Genomic DNA, 19,850 nt, shown 5'->3' with positions numbered 1-19,850 from the left:
TGCCCCCCTCACGGCCCCGCCCCGCCGTACGCTCGTACGCATGACGACTGATGTACCCCTCCCCGCCCCCGGGCGTGAGATCCGGACGCTCGACGTGCTCTCTGCCGACCAGGCCGGAGCCGTCCTCGATCTGCTCGACGAAGCGACCCGCGCCGACGGCAGGCCCGCGGTCTCCGAGCAGGGCCGGCTGCAGCTCAGGGGCGGGCGCCGGGAGGGTGTGCGCCACCTTCTGCTCACCAGCTCGGGCACCCTCGTCGGGTACGCGCAACTGGAGGACACCGACCCCGTCGAGGCACCGGCCGCCGAACTGGTGGTGCACCCCGCGCACCGCGGCCAGGGGCACGGGCGGGCGCTGGGTGCCGCCCTGCTCGCCGCGACCGGGAAGCGGCTGCGCGTCTGGGCGCACGGCGGGAAGTCCGCGGCACGCCACCTCGCCCAGGTCCTCGGCCTCTCCCTCTTCCGTGAACTGCGTCAGCTGCGCCGCACCTTGAGCCCGCTGGACATGGCGGAGCCCGTGCTGCCGCCGGGCGTCACCATCCGCACCTTCGTGCCCGGCCAGGACGACGCCGCCTGGCTCGCGGTGAACAGTGCCGCCTTCGCCCACCACCCCGAGCAGGGGGCGCTCACCCAGCGCGACCTGGACGACCGCAAGGCTGAGCCGTGGTTCGACCCGAAGGGCTTCTTCCTGGCCGAGCGCGACGGCGAGCTGATCGGCTTCCACTGGACGAAGGTGCACGCCGAGGAGCAGCTCGGCGAGGTGTACGTGCTCGGCATCCGGCCCGACGCGCAGGGCGGCGGCCTCGGCAAGGCGCTCACCGCGATCGGGCTGCGCCATCTCGCCGCCGAGGGGCTGCCGACCGCGATGCTCTACGTCGACGCGGACAACAAGGCGGCCCTGACGGTGTACGAACGGATGGGCTTCGCCACCCACGAGGTGGACCTGATGTACCGCACGGAGTCCTGAGCAGCCCGCACGGAGCACTGGGCGGCCGGTTCGGAGTCCTGGGCGGCACAGCTTTTCCCCGGGGCGGCGTCGCTTGACGCCGCCCCTTCTTTCCGACACCCTTTCACTACTCAATTAGTGAAAGGGTGAACATGGCAGAGTCCGCAGCGGTCGAGTTCCGCATCGACCGGCGCAGCGGCGTGGCCACATACCTCCAGATCGTCCAGCAGACCAAACAGGCCCTCCGCCTCGGCCTGCTGGAGCCCGGCGACCGGCTGCCCACCGCACGCGAGGTCGTCGAGGCCACCGCCATCAACCCGAACACCGTGCTCAAGGCCTACCGCGAGCTGGAACGCGAAGGTCTCGTCGAGGCCCGGCGCGGGCTCGGCACGTTCGTGCGCCGGACCCTCGGCTCCACGGCCACCACGGACACGCCCCTGCGGGGGGAACTCACCGACTGGGTCCGCCGGGCCCGGGAGGCGGGACTGGAACGCGACGACATGAACGCGCTCTTCACCGCCGTACTGGACAGCACGCTCAAGGGGGACAACCACGCATGACAGGCGCTGCGATCGAGGCGAACGGCCTCGGTATGAAGTACCGGCGCGGGGCCGGGGGGTGGGCGCTGCGCGACTGTTCGTTCCGGCTGCCCACGGGGCGCGTGTGCGCGCTCGTCGGGCCCAACGGCGCAGGCAAGTCCACCCTGCTCGCCCTCGCCGCAGGGTTCCTCCGGCCGGTGGAGGGGACGGTCCGGATTCTGGACGCCACGCCCGCCGAGGCGCGGTCCCGGATGGCGTTCGTGGCCCAGGACAAGCCGCTGTACCCGCAGTTGACGGTCGCCGAGACGCTCTGGGCGGGCGCCGAGCTGAACCCCGACACCTGGGACCAGGCCATCGCCGAGCGCGTCATCGGGGACCTGCCCAAGGACGCCAGGGTCCGTACGCTCTCCGGCGGTCGGCGCACTCGCCTGGCTCTGGCCCTCGCGCTCGGCAAGCGGCCCGAACTGCTGCTGCTCGACGAGCCGATGGCCGACCTCGACCCGCTCGCCCGGCACCAGCTGATGGGCGTCCTGATGGCGGAGGCCGCCGAGCACGCCACCACCATCGTGATGTCGTCGCACATCCTCGCCGAGCTGGAGGGCGCCTGCGACTACCTCCTGCTCGTCGACGGCGGCCGGGTCCGCCTCGGCGGTGAGACGGAGGACATCCTCGCCGCGCACGCACTGCTGACGGGTCCGGTACGGGACCTGGCACCGCACACCGTCGTCGAGTCCCGCACGACGGGACGGCAGCTGACCGCACTGGTACGGAGGGAGGGCCCGGTGGACGACTCTGCCTGGGAGATCGCGGAACCGTCGCTCGAGGAGCTGCTGCTGGCGCATCTCCGGTCACCGGAGGCACCGGCGCTGCTGCTGCCGAGCGCGGCACAGGGCGGGACCGCGGTCCGTGAGGCGGTGGCGGCGCAGTGAGCAGCCTCAGCCTGAGCGGCCCGGCCCGGGTCGTCGTACTCCAGCACCGCCGCACCCTGCGGACCGTCGGCGCGCTGGCGCTCGCCGGGATCGCCACCGTGGTCGGCACCTGGCTATGGATGGGCTCCGTCTCCGACTCGTTCGCGGGCACCGGCTGCTCGGTGGAGCACACGGTCATCGGCTGCGGAGTTCCCGTGCGGCACTTCCTCGCCGTCGAGCACATCTTCAGCCGTCTGCTCAAGTACGCGGGCCTGGTGATGATGCTGCTCCCCGCGCTCATCGGGATGTTCGTCGCGGGCCCCATGATCGGCCGCGAGCTGGAGAGCGGTACGTACAAGCTCTCCTGGACCCAGGCAGTCTCCCCAGCGCGCTGGCTCGCCGCCGAACTGGCAGTGCCCGCCGTACTGTCCCTGGCCGGGGTCTCCGTCCTGTCCGCCGTCTGCGCCTGGGCCCGGACGCAGGGCAACAACACGCACTACACGTCGGAGTGGTACGACCGGGAGGTGTACGGCTCGATGGGTACCGTCCCCGTCGGCTACGCCCTGTGCATGCTGGCCTTCGGCGCGCTTGCCGGACTGGTGCTGCGGCGCACTGTGAGCGCGATGATCGTGACAGTGATCGGATACAGCGCGCTGGTGATGGCCCTGAACACCGTGCGCAACGATCTGTGGCCGCCCCGCACGGACACGTCCGCGGTCGGGAGTGGTTACGGGTTCCCCTTCGGGGCGGCCGCCGATACAGGGCAGGGCTGGCTGACCAGCGGTGGCAAACGGCTGCCCGCCGATGTGTGCCAGAAAAACACGACCGTCGAGTTCAAGAACTGCCTGGCCGAGGAGCACATAACCCTCCGCTACCTCGACTACCACCCCGCCTCGCATTTCTGGCCGCTCCAGCTGGTCGAGACCGGCATCCTGCTCGTCCTCGCCGCCGCTGCCGTCGCTCTCGCGTTCCGCGTACTGCGCCGCCGCCACGGCTGACCGCCCCGATCGCGGGTCCGGGCCGCTGAGGGGGCGGCCCGGACCCCGCACAGGCGCCCCGTCGCCGCAACTGCGCACCCGCACACCGCTTCCTGCACGTCATGTCGCCGTTACCGGCCATTCAGACGCGCTTGCAACCCTCTCAGGATGCAGCCAGCTGTGCCGACCCCCCGCAACGGGAAAAATCCCGGCAGAGACCGTGCGATTCCCGCGATCTCCGTACCGTCCGACGCGCCCCAGGGGCCTTCCGCGCGGAACAATAGGGCCATGAGCCAGCAGCCCAGCTCCGAGGTCCCGGTCCGGCCCGCCGCGCAGCCGTCCATCGGCTCTCTCGCCGCGCACCGTCCGCATGCCGTCGCGTCGCCGAACGGCGGACTTTCCACCGCCGCCGACCTCGATCCCGATCTCGACGCGGACGCGGATGCGTACGAACCCGATGTCGACGGCGACGAGCTGCCCCATGGCCGGTTCCTGGACCGGGAGCGCAGTTGGCTCGCGTTCAACGAGCGAGTGCTGGAAATGGCCGAGGACCCTGCTACGCCGCTCCTCGAACGGGCGAATTTCCTCGCCATCTTCGCCTCTAACCTGGACGAGTTCTTCATGGTCCGGGTGGCGGGTCTCAAGCGCCGTATCGCCACCGGCGTCGCCACCCGCTCCGCCTCCGGTCTGCAGCCCCGCGAGGTCCTCGACCTGATCTGGACCCGGTCGCGCGAGCTCATGGCCCGGCACGCCGCCTGCTACCAGCAGGACATCGCGCCCGCACTTTCCGACGAGGGCATCCAGCTGATCCGCTGGCCGGAGCTGACCGAGAAGGAACAGGCCCGCCTGTTCACCTTCTTCCGGCAGCGGGTCTTCCCCGTACTGACGCCGCTGGCCGTCGACCCGGCACACCCGTTCCCGTACATCTCGGGCCTCTCGCTCAACCTCGCGGTCGTCGTACGCAACCCGGTGAGCGGCCACCGCCACTTCGCCCGCGTCAAGGTGCCGCCGCTGCTGACCCGGTTCCTGGAGGCGTCTCCGCAGCGGTACGTCCCCATCGAGGACATCATCGCCGCGCATCTGGAAGAGCTGTTCCCGGGCATGGAGGTCCTTGCCCACCACATGTTCCGGGTCACCCGGAACGAGGACCTGGAGGTCGAGGAGGACGACGCCGAGAACCTCCTCAAGGCCCTGGAGAAGGAGCTCATGCGGCGCCGTTTCGGCCCGCCGGTGCGCCTGGAGGTCGAGGAGTCCATCGACCCGTACGTCCTGGACCTGCTGGTCCGCGAGCTCAAGGTGTCCGACGCCGAGGTCTACCCGCTGCCCGGGCCGCTCGATCTCACCGGACTGTTCGGCATAGCGTCACTGGACCGGCCCGAGCTGAAGTTCCCCAAGTTCATCGCCGGCACCCACCGCGATCTCGCCGAGGTCGAGTCCGCCTCCGCACCGGACATCTTCGCCGCGCTGCGCGAACGCGATGTGCTGCTGCACCACCCGTACGACTCGTTCTCCACCTCCGTCCAGGCGTTCCTGGAGCAGGCGGCGGGCGACCCGGACGTGCTCGCGATCAAGCAGACGCTGTACCGGACCTCGGGCGACTCGCCGATAGTCGACGCGCTGATCGACGCCGCCGAGTCCGGCAAGCAGGTCCTCGTACTCGTCGAGATCAAGGCCCGCTTCGACGAGCAGGCCAACATCAAGTGGGCTCGCAAGCTGGAGGAGGCCGGCTGCCATGTCGTCTACGGCCTCGTCGGGCTGAAGACCCACTGCAAGCTCTCCCTCGTGGTCCGCCAGGAGGGCGACACGCTGCGCCGCTACTCGCACGTCGGGACCGGCAACTACCACCCGAAGACGGCGCGACTGTACGAGGACCTCGGCCTGCTGACCGCGGACCCGCAGGTCGGGGCGGATCTCTCCGACCTCTTCAACCGGCTCTCCGGCTACTCCCGCCGCGAGACGTACCGCCGGCTGCTCGTCGCCCCGAAGTCCCTGCGCGACGGACTGATCTCCCGCATAAACAAGGAGATCGCGCACCAGCGGGCAGGGCGCCCCGCCTATGTGCGCTTCAAGGTCAACTCGATGGTCGACGAAGCGATCATCGACGCCTGCTACCGGGCCGCCCAGGCGGGCGTGCCGGTGGACATCTGGGTACGTGGCATCTGCGCGATCCGCCCCGGCGTCCCCGGCCTCTCCGAGAACATCCGGGTCCGTTCGATACTGGGCCGCTTCCTCGAACACTCCCGGGTCTTCTCGTTCGGCAACGGCGGCGAACCCGAAGTGTGGTTCGGCAGCGCCGACATGATGCACCGCAACCTCGACCGCCGGATCGAAGCACTGGTCCGCGTCACCGACCCCGCCCACCGCGTCGCGCTCAGCCGACTCCTGGAGACAGGTATGGCCGACACCACCTCTTCCTGGCACCTCGGTCCCGACGGGAACTGGACCCGGCACGCCACGGACGCGGACGGCCAGCCGCTGCGGCACGTACAGGAAATGCTCATTGACGCCCGGAGGCGCCGGCGTGCGACGCCCTGACCCCCAGACGACGACCCGGACGGACGTGTCCGCGGGCGCGGTCCTCGGCCCCTACCTGCAGGAACAGGCCGCAGACTTCCTGCGGAGCCTGCGGCTGCACCACGAGAACAGCGCCCCCACGGACGCCGGGTCCCTCGCTGCCGAAGAGGCCGCCTGCGCCCTGCGCCGGTCGGCCCGCCGCATCAGCGGCACCCTGCACACCTTCCGATCGGCACTCGAACCGGGCTGGGCCGAACAGCTCCGTACGGAACTGGCCTGGCTCTCCGGCACCCTGGCCCGCGAGCACGCGTACGCGACCCGGCTCACCCGGCTCCTCGACGCGCTGCACGCCCTGTCCGGTTCCTCGCTGCCCGCGGCCCGCGCGAAGGCCACGGCCGTCCTACCCCGCGACACCGATGCCGCCCAGCACGAAGTCGCCCAGCAGGCCGTCGTCCACGCCAAGGAACGCGCCGCGCTCGACGTCGGCGCGGCCCGGGCCGGGGCGCTGCTGGAGCGGCAGCTGACCCTCGCCCGGACCCGCGCGCACTCGACGGCGCTCCAGGCGCTCGGCTCGTCCCGGTTCCACGCGGTCGCCGACGCGGTCGCCCTGCTCGCCTCCGAGGTCCCGCTCTCCGCCGCGGCCGACGCCCCGGCCGTCGAGATGCTGCACGGGCCCGCCGACCGCGCCGAACAGCGGCTGCTCGGTGCGGTGGCCGCCCTTCCGTCGGACGAGGCGGTCGAGCCGTACAACGAGGCGTACGACGCACCCTGGCACCAGACCCGCCTTCTGCTGCGACTGCACCGGTACGCCCACGAGGTGGTACGCGGCGCCCCCGACCCGGTCCTGGCCGCGCCCGGGCACGCGCTCGACCTGCACCGGGACGCGGCCGAGGCGGCGGCGGCGGCAGCCGCGGCGGCCCGCACACCGCGGATCGCGCCGGCCACCGCGTACGCCCTGGGGGTGCTCCACGCCGACCAGCGGCACGAGGTGGAGGCGGCCCGCGGGGCCTTCCGGGAGACCTGGCCGTACGCGGCGGCCGTGACCGCGCCATGACCGGCACCACCGTGCAGGCCGCGGGGTGCGTGCTGTGGCGCCGGGCGCCGCACTCCGGGGAGCTGGAGATCTGCCTGGTCCACCGGCCCCGGTACGACGACTGGTCGCACCCGAAGGGCAAGCTCAAGCGTGGCGAGCCGGCGAGGGACGCCGCCCTGCGCGAGGTCCTTGAGGAGACCGGGCACCACTGCGTACCGGGCGCCCCGCTGCCCACGGTCCGGTACGTCGCGAACGGCCGTCCCAAGGAAGTCACGTACTGGGCGGCCGAGGCGACGGACGGCGCGTTCGTCCCGGGCGACGAGGTGGACCGCATCCTCTGGCTCTCCCCCGAAGCGGCCCGCACCCGCCTCACCCAGCCCCGCGACCGAGCCTTGCTGGACGCACTGCTGACCGCCCTGCCGGCATAGGGGCACTTTCGAGCCACCCGACGATCGAGGGGCAAAAGGCCCACCGACCCCCCGGTCACCACACGCTCCGCGCACATCACGCGACCGCAGCGCGACCGCAGCGCGAGCGCCGCACCGCACCGCCCGCCACGGTTCACCTTCCGTTCACTCTCCCCCGTAGGCCACTTCACCTGATCTGCCTAATTTCGGCAGTGCACGGTGCGCGGCGAAACGCCGCACCACCCACCACATCGCACGCCGTCGTAGAACGAACAAGACCTCGGCGGCTCCTGGAAGGAAAAACCCGAAAGTGAAGCTTCAGCGCAAGAACCGGCTTCGTGCCACCGCGCTCGGTGCCCTCGCCGTCTCCAGCGCCCTGGTCCTCACGGCGTGCGGTTCGGACAACAACAGCGGCGGCAGCGCCGGCGGCGGCAGCGGCGAGAAGACGAGCGCCGCGTCCGACGTCAAGTGCGACGACGCCAAGGGCCAGCTGCTCGCCTCCGGCTCCAGCGCACAGAAGAACGCCATGGACCTCTGGGTCAAGAACTACATGGCCGGCTGCACGGGCGTGGAGATCAACTACAAGGCGTCGTCCTCCGGTGAAGGCATCATCGCCTTCAACCAGGGCACCGTCGGCTTCGCCGGCTCCGACTCGGCGCTGAAGCCCGAAGAGGTCGCCGACTCGAAGAAGATCTGCAAGACCGGCCAGGGCATCAACCTCCCGATGGTCGGCGGCCCGATCGCGATCGGCTTCCACCTCGAGGGTGTCGACAGCCTGACGCTGGACGCCCCCACCCTTGCCAAGATCTTCGACGGCAAGATCAAGAAGTGGAACGACACCGCGATCGCCAAGCTCAACGACGGCGTGAAGCTGCCGAACAAGGCGATCCAGGCCTTCCACCGCTCCGAGGACTCCGGCACCACGCAGAACCTCGGCAAGTACCTCGCCGCCACCGCGCCGAACGACTGGAAGTACGAGCCCGAGAAGAAGTGGCCGGCCCCCGGTGGCCAGGCCGCGTCCGGCTCCGCCGGTGTCGCCGCCCAGGTGAAGCAGGTCGACGGCTCGATCGGTTACTTCGAGCTCTCGTACGCCTCTTCGCAGTCCATCTCCACGGTCGACATCAACACCGGTGGCTCCACCCCGGTCAAGGCCTCCTCGGAGAACGCCTCCAAGGCCATCGCCGCCGCCAAGGTCGCGGGCACCGGCAAGGACCTGGCGCTCGACCTCGACTACACCACCAAGGCCGAGGGTGCCTACCCGATCGTCCTGGTGACGTACGAGGTCGTCTGCGACACGGGCAACAAGGCCGAGACGCTCTCCACGGTCAAGTCCTTCCTGAACTACACCGCCGGTGACGAGGGCCAGAAGCTCCTCACCGACGCCGGTTACGCGCCGATCCCGACCGAGATCAACGCCAAGGTCCGCGAGACCATCGCTTCCCTCTCGTAATCGGAAGCGGCACTTGTAACCCGCTCCACTCGCAACAAAGACAACAGACGGCAGGCCGGCCCGGTGCACCCCTCCGGGCCGGTTCGCCGCCCCACTCCATCCGGTGCACCGCCGCCAGGGGAGCCGCACAGCTCCCCCACACAGACCGGAAAGACCATGGCTTCCACCACACCGATAGACACGCCACCGGCGCGCCCGGTGCAGCGCAAGCGCGCCAGGCCCAAGGCCCCCGGACGCGCAGGCGACAAAATCTTCCTGGGCCTCTCACGGGGTTCAGGCATTCTGCTGCTCGTGATCATGGCGTCGATCGCCGCGTTCCTGACGTACCGCGCGACCCTCGCCGTCTCCAAGGACCAGGGCAACTTCTTCACCACGCTGGACTGGAACCCGGTCGGCGACAAGCCGGTCTTCGGTATCGCGGTCCTGCTCTTCGGCACAGTCGTCAGCTCGATCATCGCGATGGCCATCGCGGTTCCGATCGCTGTCGGTATCGCCCTCTTCATCTCGCACTACGCGCCGCGCAAGCTGGCCGCGCCCCTCGCGTACGTCGTCGACCTGCTCGCCGCAGTGCCGAGCATCGTGTACGGCATCTGGGGCGCCCTCTTCCTGGTGCCGTACCTGGAGGGCCTGAACCTCTGGCTCGACCAGTTCTTCGGCTGGACGTACGTACTGGACAAGACCGAGGTCGGCGTCGCCCGCTCGCTCTTCACCGTCGGCATCCTGCTCGCGATCATGATCCTGCCGATCGTGACGAGCGTCAGCCGCGAGGTTTTCCTCCAGGTCCCGAGGATGAACGAGGAAGCCGCCCTCGCCCTCGGCGCCACCCGCTGGGAGGTCATCCGCCTCTCGGTGCTGCCCTTCGGCCGCTCCGGCGTGATCTCCGCTTCGATGCTGGGCCTCGGCCGCGCACTCGGCGAGACGATGGCCGTCGCCACGGTCCTGTCGCCGAGCTTCCTCATCTCGGCGCATGTGCTGAATCCCGGCGGCGGAACGTTCGCCCAGAACATCGCCGCGAAGTTCGACGAGGCCGACCAGTTCGGGCGTGACGCCCTGATCGCCTCCGGCCTCGTCCTCTTCATCCTCACCCTGCTGGTCAACGGCGCGGCCCGGCTCATCATCGCCCGCCGCAAGGAGTACTCGGGGGCCAACGCATGAGCCAGGCAGCCAACACCGGCATTCAGGAACGCCCCACCCCTACGGCGGCCGCTTCCAGGAACAGCCTCAGCAGCCGGGCGCTCCCCCGCTGGGCCCCGCTCGCCTTCGCGGCCGCGGCGGTCGTGCTCGGCGTCGGTATCGGCGCGGCGGCGGGCTGGCAGAGCCGCATCCAGTGGGGCCTGTTCTCCGCGGTGCTCTTCGTCGTCATCTCGTACGTCACGACGTCGGTCGTCGAGAACCAGCGCCAGGCCAAGGACCGGCTCGCCACCAGCATCGTCTGGGTGTGCTTCCTCCTCGCCATTGTTCCGCTGGCCTCGCTGGTCTGGACGACGGTCAGCCGCGGCGCGAAGGTCCTGGACGGCTACTTCCTCACCCACTCCATGGCCGGCGTGCTCGGCACGGAGCCGGGCGGCGGTGTCTACCACGCACTGATCGGCACCCTGGAGCAGGTCGGCCTCGCCACCCTGATCTCCGCCCCGATCGGCCTGCTGACCGCCGTCTACCTGGTGGAGTACGGCAAGGGCGCGCTCGCCAAGGCCGTGACGTTCTTCGTCGACGTGATGACCGGCATCCCGTCCATCGTGGCCGGCCTCTTCATCCTGTCGATCATGCTGATGACGCAGCTCCAGCCGTCCGGCCTGATGGGTTCGCTGGCGCTCACGATCCTGATGATCCCGGTCGTGGTCCGCTCCACCGAGGAGATGCTCAAGCTCGTCCCGAACGAGCTCCGTGAGGCATCGCTCGCCCTCGGCATCCCGAAGTGGCGCACCATCCTGAAGGTGGTCCTGCCCACCGCGATCGGCGGCATCACCACCGGTGTGATGCTCGCGATCGCCCGGATCGCCGGCGAGACAGCACCGATCATGCTGCTGGTCTTCGGCAGCCAGCTGATCAACCCGAACCCCTTCCAAGGCGCACAGTCGTCGCTCCCCTTCTACATCTGGGAGCAGTACAAGATCGGCAGCGAGGCGTCGTACGACCGCGCCTGGGCCGCTGCTCTGGTCCTGATCGCCTTCGTCATGATCCTCAATCTGGTGGCCCGCGGCATCGCCCGCTGGAAGGCCCCGAAGACCGGCCGCTGACGCGGCACGAAAGAAGCAGTGATTCAGATGGCCAAGCGCATCGACGTCAGCGGCCTGTCCGCCTATTACGGCTCCCACCTCGCCATCGAGGACATCTCGATGACCGTGGAGCCCCGCTCCGTGACCGCCTTCATCGGCCCGTCCGGCTGCGGCAAGTCCACTTTCCTGCGCACCCTGAACCGGATGCACGAGGTCACCCCCGGTGGCCGCGTCGAGGGCAAGGTGCTGCTGGACGACGAGAACCTGTACGGCTCCCACGTCGACCCGGTCACCGTGCGCCGCACGGTCGGCATGGTCTTCCAGCGCCCGAACCCGTTCCCGACGATGTCGATCTTCGACAACGTCGCGGCGGGCCTGAAGCTGAACGGCTCGTACAAGAAGAGCCAGCTGTCGGACACCGTCGAGAAGTCCCTTCGCGGCGCCAACCTCTGGAACGAGGTCAAGGACCGGCTGAACAAGCCCGGCTCCGGTCTCTCCGGCGGCCAGCAGCAGCGTCTGTGCATCGCCCGCGCGATCGCGGTCGAGCCGGATGTGCTGCTGATGGACGAACCGTGCTCCGCCCTGGACCCGATCTCCACCCTCGCCATCGAGGACCTGATCGGCGAGCTGAAGGAACGCTTCACGATCGTCATCGTGACGCACAACATGCAGCAGGCGGCCCGCGTCTCGGACCGTACGGCGTTCTTCAACCTCGCGGCGGTCGGCAAGCCCGGCAAGCTCGTCGAGATCGACGAGACGGAGCGGATCTTCTCCAACCCGTCGGTCCAGGCGACGGAGGACTACATCTCCGGCCGCTTCGGGTGATCAAGGACAGCCTTGGGGTGCTGCATGGCGGTGCCACCCACAAGGCAAAGGGTCCGCCCCCGCTCCTCACATGGGAGCGGGGGCGGACCCAATTCCGGGACCGGACCACCCGACCGGCACATCGAGGCCGCCCGGAAAATCGTTCAAGCCGGCCGACGGGCGGATCAAACCCTTCGGCAGACCGGTCAGGACCGATCGGGGGCCCCTCGGAGGGGACATCACGCCCGTCCGGGGATCGAGGACCGAGCGGCCACCGGACGCCCCCGGCACCCAGCAGCCCCGGCCGTCCTAGCCGAACATCAGCACAACAAGCCCATAACTGGCCGCAGCCACCAACGCCGCAGCCGGCATCGTGATGAACCACCCGAGGATGATGTTCTTCGCGACCCCCCACCGCACCGCGTTCACCCGCTTCGTCGCCCCCACACCCATGATCGCCGAGGTGATCACATGCGTCGTGGAGATCGGCGCGTGAAACAGGTACGCCGAGCCGAACATGATCGACGCCCCGGTCGTCTCGGCGGCGAAACCCTGCGGCGGGTCCAGCTCGATGATCTTCCGGCCGAGCGTCCGCATGATCCGCCAGCCGCCCGCGTACGTACCCAGCGAGAGCATCAGCGCGCAGACGAGCTTCACCCAGACCGGGATCGGGTCGTTCGGACCCTCGACATCGGCGATGACCAGCGCCATCACCACGATGCCCATCGTCTTCTGCGCGTCCTGCAGGCCGTGTCCGAGTGCCATCCCGGCAGCCGAGACCGTCTGCGCGATCCGGAAACCGCGCTTGGCCTTGTGCGGGTTGGAATTCCGGAACATCCACATGATCGCGACCATCACCAGATAGCCGACGACCAGACCGACGACGGGCGAGATGAACATCGGGATGACGATCTTGTCGAGCACCCCGTCCCAGTGCACCATCGTTCCGCCGGCCAGCGCCGCACCGACCATGCCGCCGAAAAGGGCGTGCGAGGACGACGACGGCAGCCCGAAGTACCAGGTCACGAGGTTCCAGATGATCGCGCCGACGAGTGCGGCGAAGAGGATGCCCATCCCCTTCTGCCCCTCGGGCGTCGCGATCAGGCCCTCACTGACGGTCTTGGCGACCCCCTGGCCCAGGAAGGCACCTGCGAGGTTCATCACTGCGGCCATCGCCAGGGCCGCCCGCGGGGTCAGTGCCCGGGTGGAGACCGAGGTGGCGATGGCGTTCGCCGAGTCGTGGAAGCCGTTCGTGTAGGTGAAGCCGAGCGCGACAGCAATGGTCACGACCAGCGCAAAGGTGTCCACGTGGTTCAGGACTCCTTGACCGCGATGGTCTCCACCGTGTTGGCGACGTGCTCGAACGCGTCGGCCGCCTCTTCCAGCACATCCACGATCTGCTTGAGCTTCAGCACCTCAATGGCGTCGTACTTGCCGTTGAAGAGATGAGCGAGCAGCTTCCGGTGGATCTGGTCGGCCTGGTTCTCCAGACGGTTGACCTCGATCCAGTACTCGGTGAGGTTGTCCATCGTCCGCAGGCTCGGCATCGCCTCGGCGGTCAGCTCGGCCGCCCGCGCCAGTACCTCGATCTGCTGCTCGACACCCTTGGGAAGCTCCTCGACCTGGTACAGCACGACCAGGTCGACGGCCTCCTCCATGAAGTCCATGATGTCGTCGAGCGACGATGCGAGGTTGTAGATGTCCTCGCGGTCGAACGGCGTGATGAAAGAGGAGTTCAGCTGGTGGAAGATCGCGTGGGTGGCATCGTCCCCTGCGTGCTCCGCTGCCCGCATACGCTCCGCGATCTCGACTCGGGAGGCAGAGTCCGCCCCGAGCAGTTCCATCAGGAGTTTCGAGCCCGTGACGATGTTGTCCGCGGATGCGGAGAACATGTCGTAGAAGCTCGTCTCCCTGGGGGTCAGACGAAAGCGCACGTGGGGTCCTCGGGATGCTTTGGATTCGGTCAGGCTGATGCTAGGCGCATCATCCGGCCACGGCTAACCGGCGTTCTTCAGTGTCGCGCATCGGACACAGTGATCAGCACGGGCCCCCGGTCACGTTTCAGCTGAATTCGTTAGGATATACCCACCAGGGGTATATAAAACGGCGGGGTAAAGGGAAAACGGGAGGCAGTAATGAGCACCACCGAGGCCACAGAGGCCACGGGTCCTGCGGAAGCGACGGACCCCACATCGATCGTCACCGACCACGACCGCGGCATACATGGCTATCACCACCAGAAGGCCGAGCACCTCAAACGGCTGCGCCGGATCGAGGGCCAGATCCGCGGCCTGCAGCGGATGGTCGACGAGGACGTCTACTGCATCGACATACTGACCCAGGTCTCGGCGTCCACGAAGGCCCTCCAGTCGTTCGCGCTCCAGCTCCTGGAGGAGCATCTGCGGCACTGTGTCGCCGACGCGGCGGTCAAGGGCGGCGAGGAGATCGACGCAAAGGTCGAGGAAGCCACGAAGGCGATCGCCCGTCTCCTGCGTACCTGAGGTGACCCCACCTGACGTGGGCTTCCGTCACCCCTTCGGCAACGGCTTCCCGACCGGCCCCCTTCGCCCGTCATCCCCGGTGGTCGGCCTGCCGGGGGACGGTGGTGCGTTCGGCGGTGGCAGTCACCTTGACGTCGAGCACCTCGTCGATACGGTCCGCACTGAGCCGTTCCCCGATCGCCGCCGACGCCGCGATCATCAGCTCACCGCACAGCTCGATCTCGGCAAGGGCCACATGGTCGTGAACGGTCCGAGCGCTGAGCGTCACCACGTACGTCACCTCTCACTGCCGTCGCCGACTTCCTAGCGTAGGGAGCGGACCGCGCGCCGTGCATGGCACGGACGGACCATTTCGGCCCCGCCGGATGCCTACGCGCCCCGACCCCGCCGCCCGTGCCACTACCGCTGCCCCTGTTGGATCTTCCCGGTGTAGATGTCCCGATCGTCCGGAAGCCGCACGGTGACCGGCGCCCCGAACCCGGACAGCAGCGTCGTCGACACCACCTGCACCGTCGGGCCGCCCTTGCCCCCGTTGACGAAACTGAACCGGTGCCGCACCTTCCGCAGCCGCCCCGCCTCGTCCAGATACACGTCGAACGGCACCGCGTTCGTGCGGAACCCTCGCGCCGCCGCGGCCAGCGCCTCGCGTGATCCCGGCGAGGCGGCCCGCGCCGCCCGCCCGATGTCCGCGGTCCCCCGGTAGTGCCGGACCGGCACCCCGGCCAGCTCGCTCCGCCCCACGTACGTCACCTCGCGCGCCCCGCGAAGCAGCTCGGCGGCGGCCATCGGGTCGGTGGCCCCGCCGGTGACCAGATTGCCGTCCTCCAGAGCCGTCGTGTCGACCCTGACCCACTTGCTGTCGGGTACTCCGGCGCCACGGTTCTTCATGTACAGCGCGCCGGAGGTGAAGAGCTCGGTGATGGGACGGTGTTCCTCCTCGCCCGCGGCGTCCTTCGGCAGCACGAGCGTGAGCCGGCCGAGCTGCTTACGGAAGTCGTACGTGCCCCGGCCGGTGATCGTCACCCGCGTCCCGCCGGCCGCGGTCTCCATCGACGTACGCACCTCGGCGCTTCCGGCAACGGCCCGCCCACCTGGCTGATTTTCGCCCCTCCCGTCGGCCCCGGCGAGGACCTCGGCCGCCCGGTGGACGATGTCGACGGAATCGGCCCCGCCCCGCTCGTCCGCGACGGCCCGGCCGCCGACGACACCGCCGCTTCCGCCACCGGCCGAGCATCCGGCGGCCGCCGCCATCACGCCCACCACGGCGAGGGCGCAGACAGCGCGCGCCCCGCCTCCGGACCTGTGCTGCTGCACCACCATCGCCTGCCAACCCCCAACGACGTAACTGCTTGCCCGAGCACCCCGCCCGCTTCGCATAACGACCACCCGTGTCCCCCGTCACGCCGTGCCCGCAGGCCTCACCGCCAGGTGGCCGTCCCCAGTACCGTGGACGCGTGTACCACCAGCACACCGATGAGGCCCCGCCGGCCGCTCCCAGCGCAGCGACCGCACCCCCCGCGCACGAGCCGTTCACCATCGAACGCGGCTCGTTCTGCATCGCCCGCTGCAGCTGCGGCTGGACCGGTCCGGCCCGTCGCTCGCGCGACCGCGCCCGCACGGACTCCGAAGAGCACCGCTCCGCCCCGTGATCACCGATCACCCCTCTGATCGCCGATCGCTTCCCCGGTCGCCGATCACCTCCCCCCCGGTCGCTGATCACCCTGACCTGCGACGAGGCCATCACCCGGAGGCCCGATGAACCTGCCGAACCGGCGCACCCTGCTCACCGCGGGCGCGGCAACAGCCCTCGCCGGCATCACCGCATGCAACAAGGCCAACTCCAGATCCGGCTCCGACTCCGACTCCGGCAGCGGCTCTTCCACCACCACGACCCGCACCCCGTCGAAGGCACCCGCCTCGTCGGCCTCCGCCACCCCGAAGGGTCCGGCGAACTGGTCCGCCCTGGCCAAGAGCCTCGACGGCACGCTCGTACGCCCCGGCGACGCCACCTATCCGACGGCCCGCCAGCTCTACAACACCCGGTTCGACAACCTGAAACCCGCAGCGGTCGCCTACGTCCGGCACGAGGCGGACATCCGCGAGTGCCTGGCCTTCGCCCGACGCAGCGCCACACCCGTCTCCATCCGCAGCGGCGGCCACTCCTACGCGGGCTGGTCGAGCGGCAACGGCCGCCTGGTCATTGACGTCTCGTCACTCTCCCGCGTCGACCGGGACGGCACCATCGGCGCGGGCGCCAAGCTCGCCGACGTCTACTGGGGTCTCGCTCCGCACGGCCTGACGATCCCCGGCGGCTCCTGCCCGACGGTCGGCATCTCCGGCCTGACCCTCGGCGGCGGCCACGGTGTCGCGTCCCGTGCATACGGCCTGACCTGCGACAGCCTCACCGCGGCCACCCTCGTCACGGCGGACGGCAAGACCGTCACCGCCGACGCCAAGCACCATCCGGACCTCTTCTGGGCGCTGCGCGGCGCGGGCAACGGCAACTTCGGTGTGGTCACCGAGCTGAAGTTCCGCACCCGTCCGGCCCCGCAGACCGTGATGGCGTACATGTCGTGGCCCTGGTCACGCGCCCAGGCCGTGATCACGGCCTGGCAGGCATGGGGCCCGAGCCAGCCGGACGAGATCTGGTCATCCGCGCATCTGTCGGCCGGCCCGGGCGGCGGCAGACCGACGGTGTCGATCGCCGCCTTCAGCCTCGGCACCTACGGCGATCTGCAGAATGCGGTCGACCGCCTCGCCGACCGGATCGGCGCATCGGCCACCTCGGTCTCGCTGCGCCGCCGCAGCTACCAGGAGTCGATGCTCGTGTACGCGGGCTGCTCGACCATCACCGAGGCCCAGTGCCATCTGCCGGGCAAAACACCCGGCCGCACCCCGCAGGGCACACTCCAGCGCGAGACGTACGCCGCCGCGTCCGACTTCTTCGACCACTCCCTGTCCCCGGCCGGCGTTCGCGCCCTGCTCAACCGGGCCGAGGCGTTCACCCGGATCGGCGTGAGCCCCAGCGGTGGCGGCGGATCGATCGCACTGACGGCGCTCGGCGGGGCGATCAACCGGGTCGCCCCGGACTCGACGGCCTTCGTCCACCGCCGCTCCCGGATGCTCGCCCAGTACATCGGCTCCTGGCGCCCCGGCACGGCGGGAACCGCCCAGCAGAACTGGCTGAAAAGCACACACGCTGCGCTGCACCCCTACGCGTCCGGTGCGGCGTACCAGAACTACACCGACCCGACGCTGCGCGACTGGCGGCAGGCGTACTACGGCACGGCGACCAGCCGGCTGACCCGTCTGAAGAAGCAGTACGACCCCGGGCGGCTGTTCACGTTCCCGCAGGCGCTGTGACGTGGGGCGGCGGGCCGCGGAACGAATCCCGGCCCGCCGCCCCACGTCCGCATCGGCACCTGCGCGATCCGGACGCCCACATCCACCGCCTACGCGGCCAGATCCTTCTCGCCGACGCCGCCGCCCGATCCCGGGCGCGGCTCGGGGATCCCGAGTGCCCCGCCCCGGCCCTCGGCCGTGGCCGGCACCGGCCGGCGCGACCTCACCAGGCGCCCCACCCGTTCCGACCGGGAGACGGCCGTCACCACCGGAGTCAGCAGCGCCATCGCGAGCGGCGCGAGCAGCAGCGCGGTGGCCGTGCCGAGCGCGAATCCGCCGATGACGTCGGTGGGGTAGTGGACCCCCATGTAGATCCGGCAGAACCCTTCCACCAGCGCGAGGGCGATCGCGGCGAGGCCGAACTTACGGTTGGCCACGAACAGCCCGACGGCCAGAGCCATCGCCATGGTCGCGTGGTCACTCACAAAGGAGAAGTCGTCCTTCCCCGACACGAGGACGTCCAGCCCCTGGTGGTCGCGGAACGGACGCGGCCGCTCCACGAAGTCCCGGATCGGAATGTTGACGAGCAGTGCGATACCGGCGGCGAGCGGTGCCCAGACGATCCCGGTGACAGCAGTCACCGAGTCCTCGGCCGTGCCGCGCCGGCGAACGCTCCACCAGCACCACACGACCACCAGGACCATGCCGAGCATGATCCCGTACTCGCCGACGAACTCCATGACCCGGTCGAACCAGGTCGGAGCGGACTTCGCGAGTCCGTTGATGTCGTAGAGCAGGCTGACGTCGGGGTTCGACCCATCCAGTGCGAGTCCAGCCATCTGCTGCGGCCCCTTGCCTTGTCTGCTGCCGCGGTGCACGCCCGTGTGCACCGCTTATGACGAACCCCCGTGTTCGGTTCGACCACTGCCTCGATCGCTGTTTCGATCCCTGCTGCGATCGCTACTGCGTGATGCGTGTGGCTGTGCCGGTCAGTGCCACATGGTCAGTGCGCATGCTGTCCCAGTCCAGGGAACGACACGCTCCGGGCGTACGTTCCACTCTCCACCGAATGATCACCATGACGTTATCGAAGAGTGACTCATCGTCGCAGCTCAGGGCCCAGGCTTCACGGAGAGTTCCGGCCACGGCCGACCTTGCGTCATACCGTCGGCAGAGCCGTCGGAAGGGCCGCGGCCCCGTCCTTCGTGACGCGTGTCGCACCGAAGTAGTCGGGCGTGTCGATCTTGTCGAACCGGATCACGGCCCCGGTGTACGGCGCATTGATCATGTATCCGCCGCCGACGTACAGCCCGACGTGGTGGATCGCCCGGGAGTTGGTCAGGTCGTCCGAGAAGAACACCAGGTCGCCGGGGAGCAGCTCGTCCCGTGCCGGGTGCGGCCCGGCGTTGTACTGATCGTTCGCCACGCGCGGCAGCTCGATGTCGACGGTCCGGTACGCGGCCTGCGTCAGCCCGGAACAGTCGAACCGCCCGCCCTGCTCGGCCGTGCCGTTCCCGCCCCACAGGTACTTCGTACCGAGCTTCTTCTGTGCGAAGTAGATCGCCCCGGCCGCCTGCCGCGACGGCTCGACCCGCCCGACCGGTCGGGCGAAGCTCTTCTCCAACGACCGGATGATCTTGACGTAGTTCTGTGTCTCGGAGATCTGCGGTACGCCGCCCGCCCTGATCACCCGGTACGCACCGGCGTTGTACGCGGCGAGCATGTTGTCGGTCTGATCCCCCGGCACCTTCTTCACATACCCGGCGAGTTCGCAGTCGTAGCTGGCGGCGGACGGGATCGCGTCGGCCGGATCCCATACGTCCCGGTCCCCGTCGTTGTCCCCGTCTATCCCGTGACCGGCCCAGGTCCCGGGGATGAACTGCGCGATGCCCTGTGCCGCGGCCGGGCTCTGGGCCCTGGGGTTCCACCCGCTCTCCTGGTAGAGCTGGGCGGCCAGCAGAGCGGGGTTGATGGCCGGGCAGAGGTTGCCCCACTTCTGGACGAGCGGCTGGAACTTCGCCGGCACCGCCCCTTTGGCCAGGCCGACGGCCCCGTTGCTGCCGGCGCTGCCGAGGCCGGCGGCAGCGGAGTACGTACCGACGACGAGCAGCGCCATGAAGCACATGGCCAACCCGATGCCGATCCCACCGACCACCCAGAATTTGCGCACCCCACAACCATCCCCCATCGGGGCAGGGTTCAAGGGCAGTTTCGCG

At 69.6% G+C, this 19,850-nt stretch carries 20 protein-coding genes; 14 read left to right on the top strand and 6 right to left on the bottom strand.

Features of this window, described 5'->3' with window-relative positions; translation table 11 throughout:
- Nucleotides 1–40 precede the first annotated feature (40 nt).
- The 11 genes from mshD (at nt 41) to pstB (ending at nt 11,812) form a co-directional block, all read left to right on the top strand.
- A complete protein-coding gene (gene mshD / locus OHB49_RS23015; protein ID WP_313938047.1) occupies nt 41–964 on the top strand; it encodes a mycothiol synthase in 924 nt (307 codons plus the stop codon).
- A gap of 131 nt (nt 965–1,095) precedes the next feature.
- A complete protein-coding gene (locus OHB49_RS23010) occupies nt 1,096–1,503 on the top strand; it encodes a GntR family transcriptional regulator (RefSeq protein ID WP_030972112.1) in 408 nt (135 codons plus the stop codon).
- Nucleotides 1,500–2,411 (top strand): ABC transporter ATP-binding protein, encoded by a 912-nt coding sequence (locus tag OHB49_RS23005; RefSeq protein WP_329162620.1) that lies wholly within the window; start codon nt 1,500–1,502, stop codon nt 2,409–2,411. The genes OHB49_RS23010 and OHB49_RS23005 overlap by 4 nt, the downstream gene beginning before the upstream one ends.
- Nucleotides 2,408–3,388 carry a hypothetical protein gene (locus OHB49_RS23000; RefSeq protein ID WP_329162618.1) on the top strand — a complete coding sequence of 327 codons (981 nt, stop codon included), beginning with the start codon at nt 2,408–2,410 and terminating at the stop codon, nt 3,386–3,388. The genes OHB49_RS23005 and OHB49_RS23000 overlap by 4 nt, the downstream gene beginning before the upstream one ends.
- A gap of 267 nt (nt 3,389–3,655) precedes the next feature.
- Nucleotides 3,656–5,902: an RNA degradosome polyphosphate kinase gene (locus tag OHB49_RS22995; protein ID WP_030972107.1), complete on the top strand. Its 2,247-nt coding sequence runs from the start codon at nt 3,656–3,658 to the stop codon at nt 5,900–5,902.
- Nucleotides 5,889–6,935, top strand: coding sequence for a CHAD domain-containing protein (locus OHB49_RS22990; RefSeq protein ID WP_329162616.1), 1,047 nt, complete (start codon nt 5,889–5,891; stop codon nt 6,933–6,935). The genes OHB49_RS22995 and OHB49_RS22990 overlap by 14 nt, the downstream gene beginning before the upstream one ends.
- Nucleotides 6,932–7,342: an NUDIX hydrolase gene (locus tag OHB49_RS22985; RefSeq protein WP_329162614.1), complete on the top strand. Its 411-nt coding sequence runs from the start codon at nt 6,932–6,934 to the stop codon at nt 7,340–7,342. Before OHB49_RS22990 ends, OHB49_RS22985 begins: the two co-directional genes overlap by 4 nt.
- Before the next feature lie 289 nt (nt 7,343–7,631).
- On the top strand, nt 7,632–8,771 hold the full coding sequence (gene pstS / locus OHB49_RS22980; protein WP_329162612.1) for a phosphate ABC transporter substrate-binding protein PstS: 1,140 nt from the start codon (nt 7,632–7,634) through the stop codon (nt 8,769–8,771).
- Nucleotides 8,772–8,927: 156 nt separating this feature from the next.
- A complete protein-coding gene (pstC, locus tag OHB49_RS22975) occupies nt 8,928–9,926 on the top strand; it encodes a phosphate ABC transporter permease subunit PstC (RefSeq protein ID WP_030972095.1) in 999 nt (332 codons plus the stop codon).
- Nucleotides 9,923–11,008 carry a phosphate ABC transporter permease PstA gene (gene pstA / locus OHB49_RS22970; protein ID WP_329162610.1) on the top strand — a complete coding sequence of 362 codons (1,086 nt, stop codon included), beginning with the start codon at nt 9,923–9,925 and terminating at the stop codon, nt 11,006–11,008. The genes pstC and pstA overlap by 4 nt, the downstream gene beginning before the upstream one ends.
- A 27-nt stretch (nt 11,009–11,035) precedes the next feature.
- Nucleotides 11,036–11,812, top strand: coding sequence for a phosphate ABC transporter ATP-binding protein PstB (gene pstB, locus OHB49_RS22965; RefSeq protein WP_030972091.1), 777 nt, complete (start codon nt 11,036–11,038; stop codon nt 11,810–11,812).
- Between the two features lie 288 nt (nt 11,813–12,100).
- Here pstB and OHB49_RS22960 read toward each other — a convergent pair whose 3' ends face one another.
- On the bottom strand, nt 12,101–13,099 hold the full coding sequence (locus OHB49_RS22960) for an inorganic phosphate transporter (protein WP_030972089.1): 999 nt from the start codon (nt 13,097–13,099) through the stop codon (nt 12,101–12,103).
- 5 nt (nt 13,100–13,104) lie between these two features.
- Nucleotides 13,105–13,725 carry a DUF47 domain-containing protein gene (locus OHB49_RS22955; protein ID WP_030924980.1) on the bottom strand — a complete coding sequence of 207 codons (621 nt, stop codon included), beginning with the start codon at nt 13,723–13,725 and terminating at the stop codon, nt 13,105–13,107.
- Nucleotides 13,726–13,926: 201 nt separating this feature from the next.
- On the opposite strand from OHB49_RS22955, the gene OHB49_RS22950 reads away from it, so the two are divergent.
- Nucleotides 13,927–14,292 (top strand): metal-sensitive transcriptional regulator, encoded by a 366-nt coding sequence (locus OHB49_RS22950; RefSeq protein WP_030972086.1) that lies wholly within the window; start codon nt 13,927–13,929, stop codon nt 14,290–14,292.
- A gap of 70 nt (nt 14,293–14,362) precedes the next feature.
- Here the strand turns inward: OHB49_RS22950 and OHB49_RS22945 are convergent, their stop codons facing one another.
- Both OHB49_RS22945 and OHB49_RS22940 read right to left on the bottom strand, forming a co-directional pair.
- Nucleotides 14,363–14,563 carry a hypothetical protein gene (locus OHB49_RS22945; RefSeq protein ID WP_030972084.1) on the bottom strand — a complete coding sequence of 67 codons (201 nt, stop codon included), beginning with the start codon at nt 14,561–14,563 and terminating at the stop codon, nt 14,363–14,365.
- A 128-nt stretch (nt 14,564–14,691) separates the two neighbouring features.
- Nucleotides 14,692–15,612: a hypothetical protein gene (locus OHB49_RS22940; protein ID WP_030972083.1), complete on the bottom strand. Its 921-nt coding sequence runs from the start codon at nt 15,610–15,612 to the stop codon at nt 14,692–14,694.
- Nucleotides 15,613–15,746: 134 nt separating this feature from the next.
- On the opposite strand from OHB49_RS22940, the gene OHB49_RS22935 reads away from it, so the two are divergent.
- Entirely contained in the window at nt 15,747–15,941 is a 195-nt protein-coding gene (locus tag OHB49_RS22935) for a hypothetical protein (protein ID WP_329162608.1), read from the top strand.
- Between the two features lie 106 nt (nt 15,942–16,047).
- Nucleotides 16,048–17,655: an FAD-binding oxidoreductase gene (locus OHB49_RS22930; protein WP_329162607.1), complete on the top strand. Its 1,608-nt coding sequence runs from the start codon at nt 16,048–16,050 to the stop codon at nt 17,653–17,655.
- A gap of 89 nt (nt 17,656–17,744) precedes the next feature.
- Here the strand turns inward: OHB49_RS22930 and OHB49_RS22925 are convergent, their stop codons facing one another.
- Nucleotides 17,745–18,473: a phosphatase PAP2 family protein gene (locus OHB49_RS22925; RefSeq protein WP_030972077.1), complete on the bottom strand. Its 729-nt coding sequence runs from the start codon at nt 18,471–18,473 to the stop codon at nt 17,745–17,747.
- 320 nt (nt 18,474–18,793) lie between these two features.
- The gene (locus tag OHB49_RS22920) at nt 18,794–19,804 is read right to left on the bottom strand and encodes a bifunctional lytic transglycosylase/C40 family peptidase (RefSeq protein WP_030972075.1); all 1,011 of its coding nucleotides are present in this window, start codon (nt 19,802–19,804) and stop codon (nt 18,794–18,796) included.
- Nucleotides 19,805–19,850 lie beyond the last annotated feature (46 nt).

This window comes from Streptomyces sp. NBC_01717, from assembly GCF_036248255.1.
Taxonomy (GTDB): Bacteria; Actinomycetota; Actinomycetes; order Streptomycetales; family Streptomycetaceae; genus Streptomyces.
The sequence above is the reverse complement of the archived record's forward strand: the minus strand, read 5'-3'. Positions and strand labels throughout refer to the sequence as shown.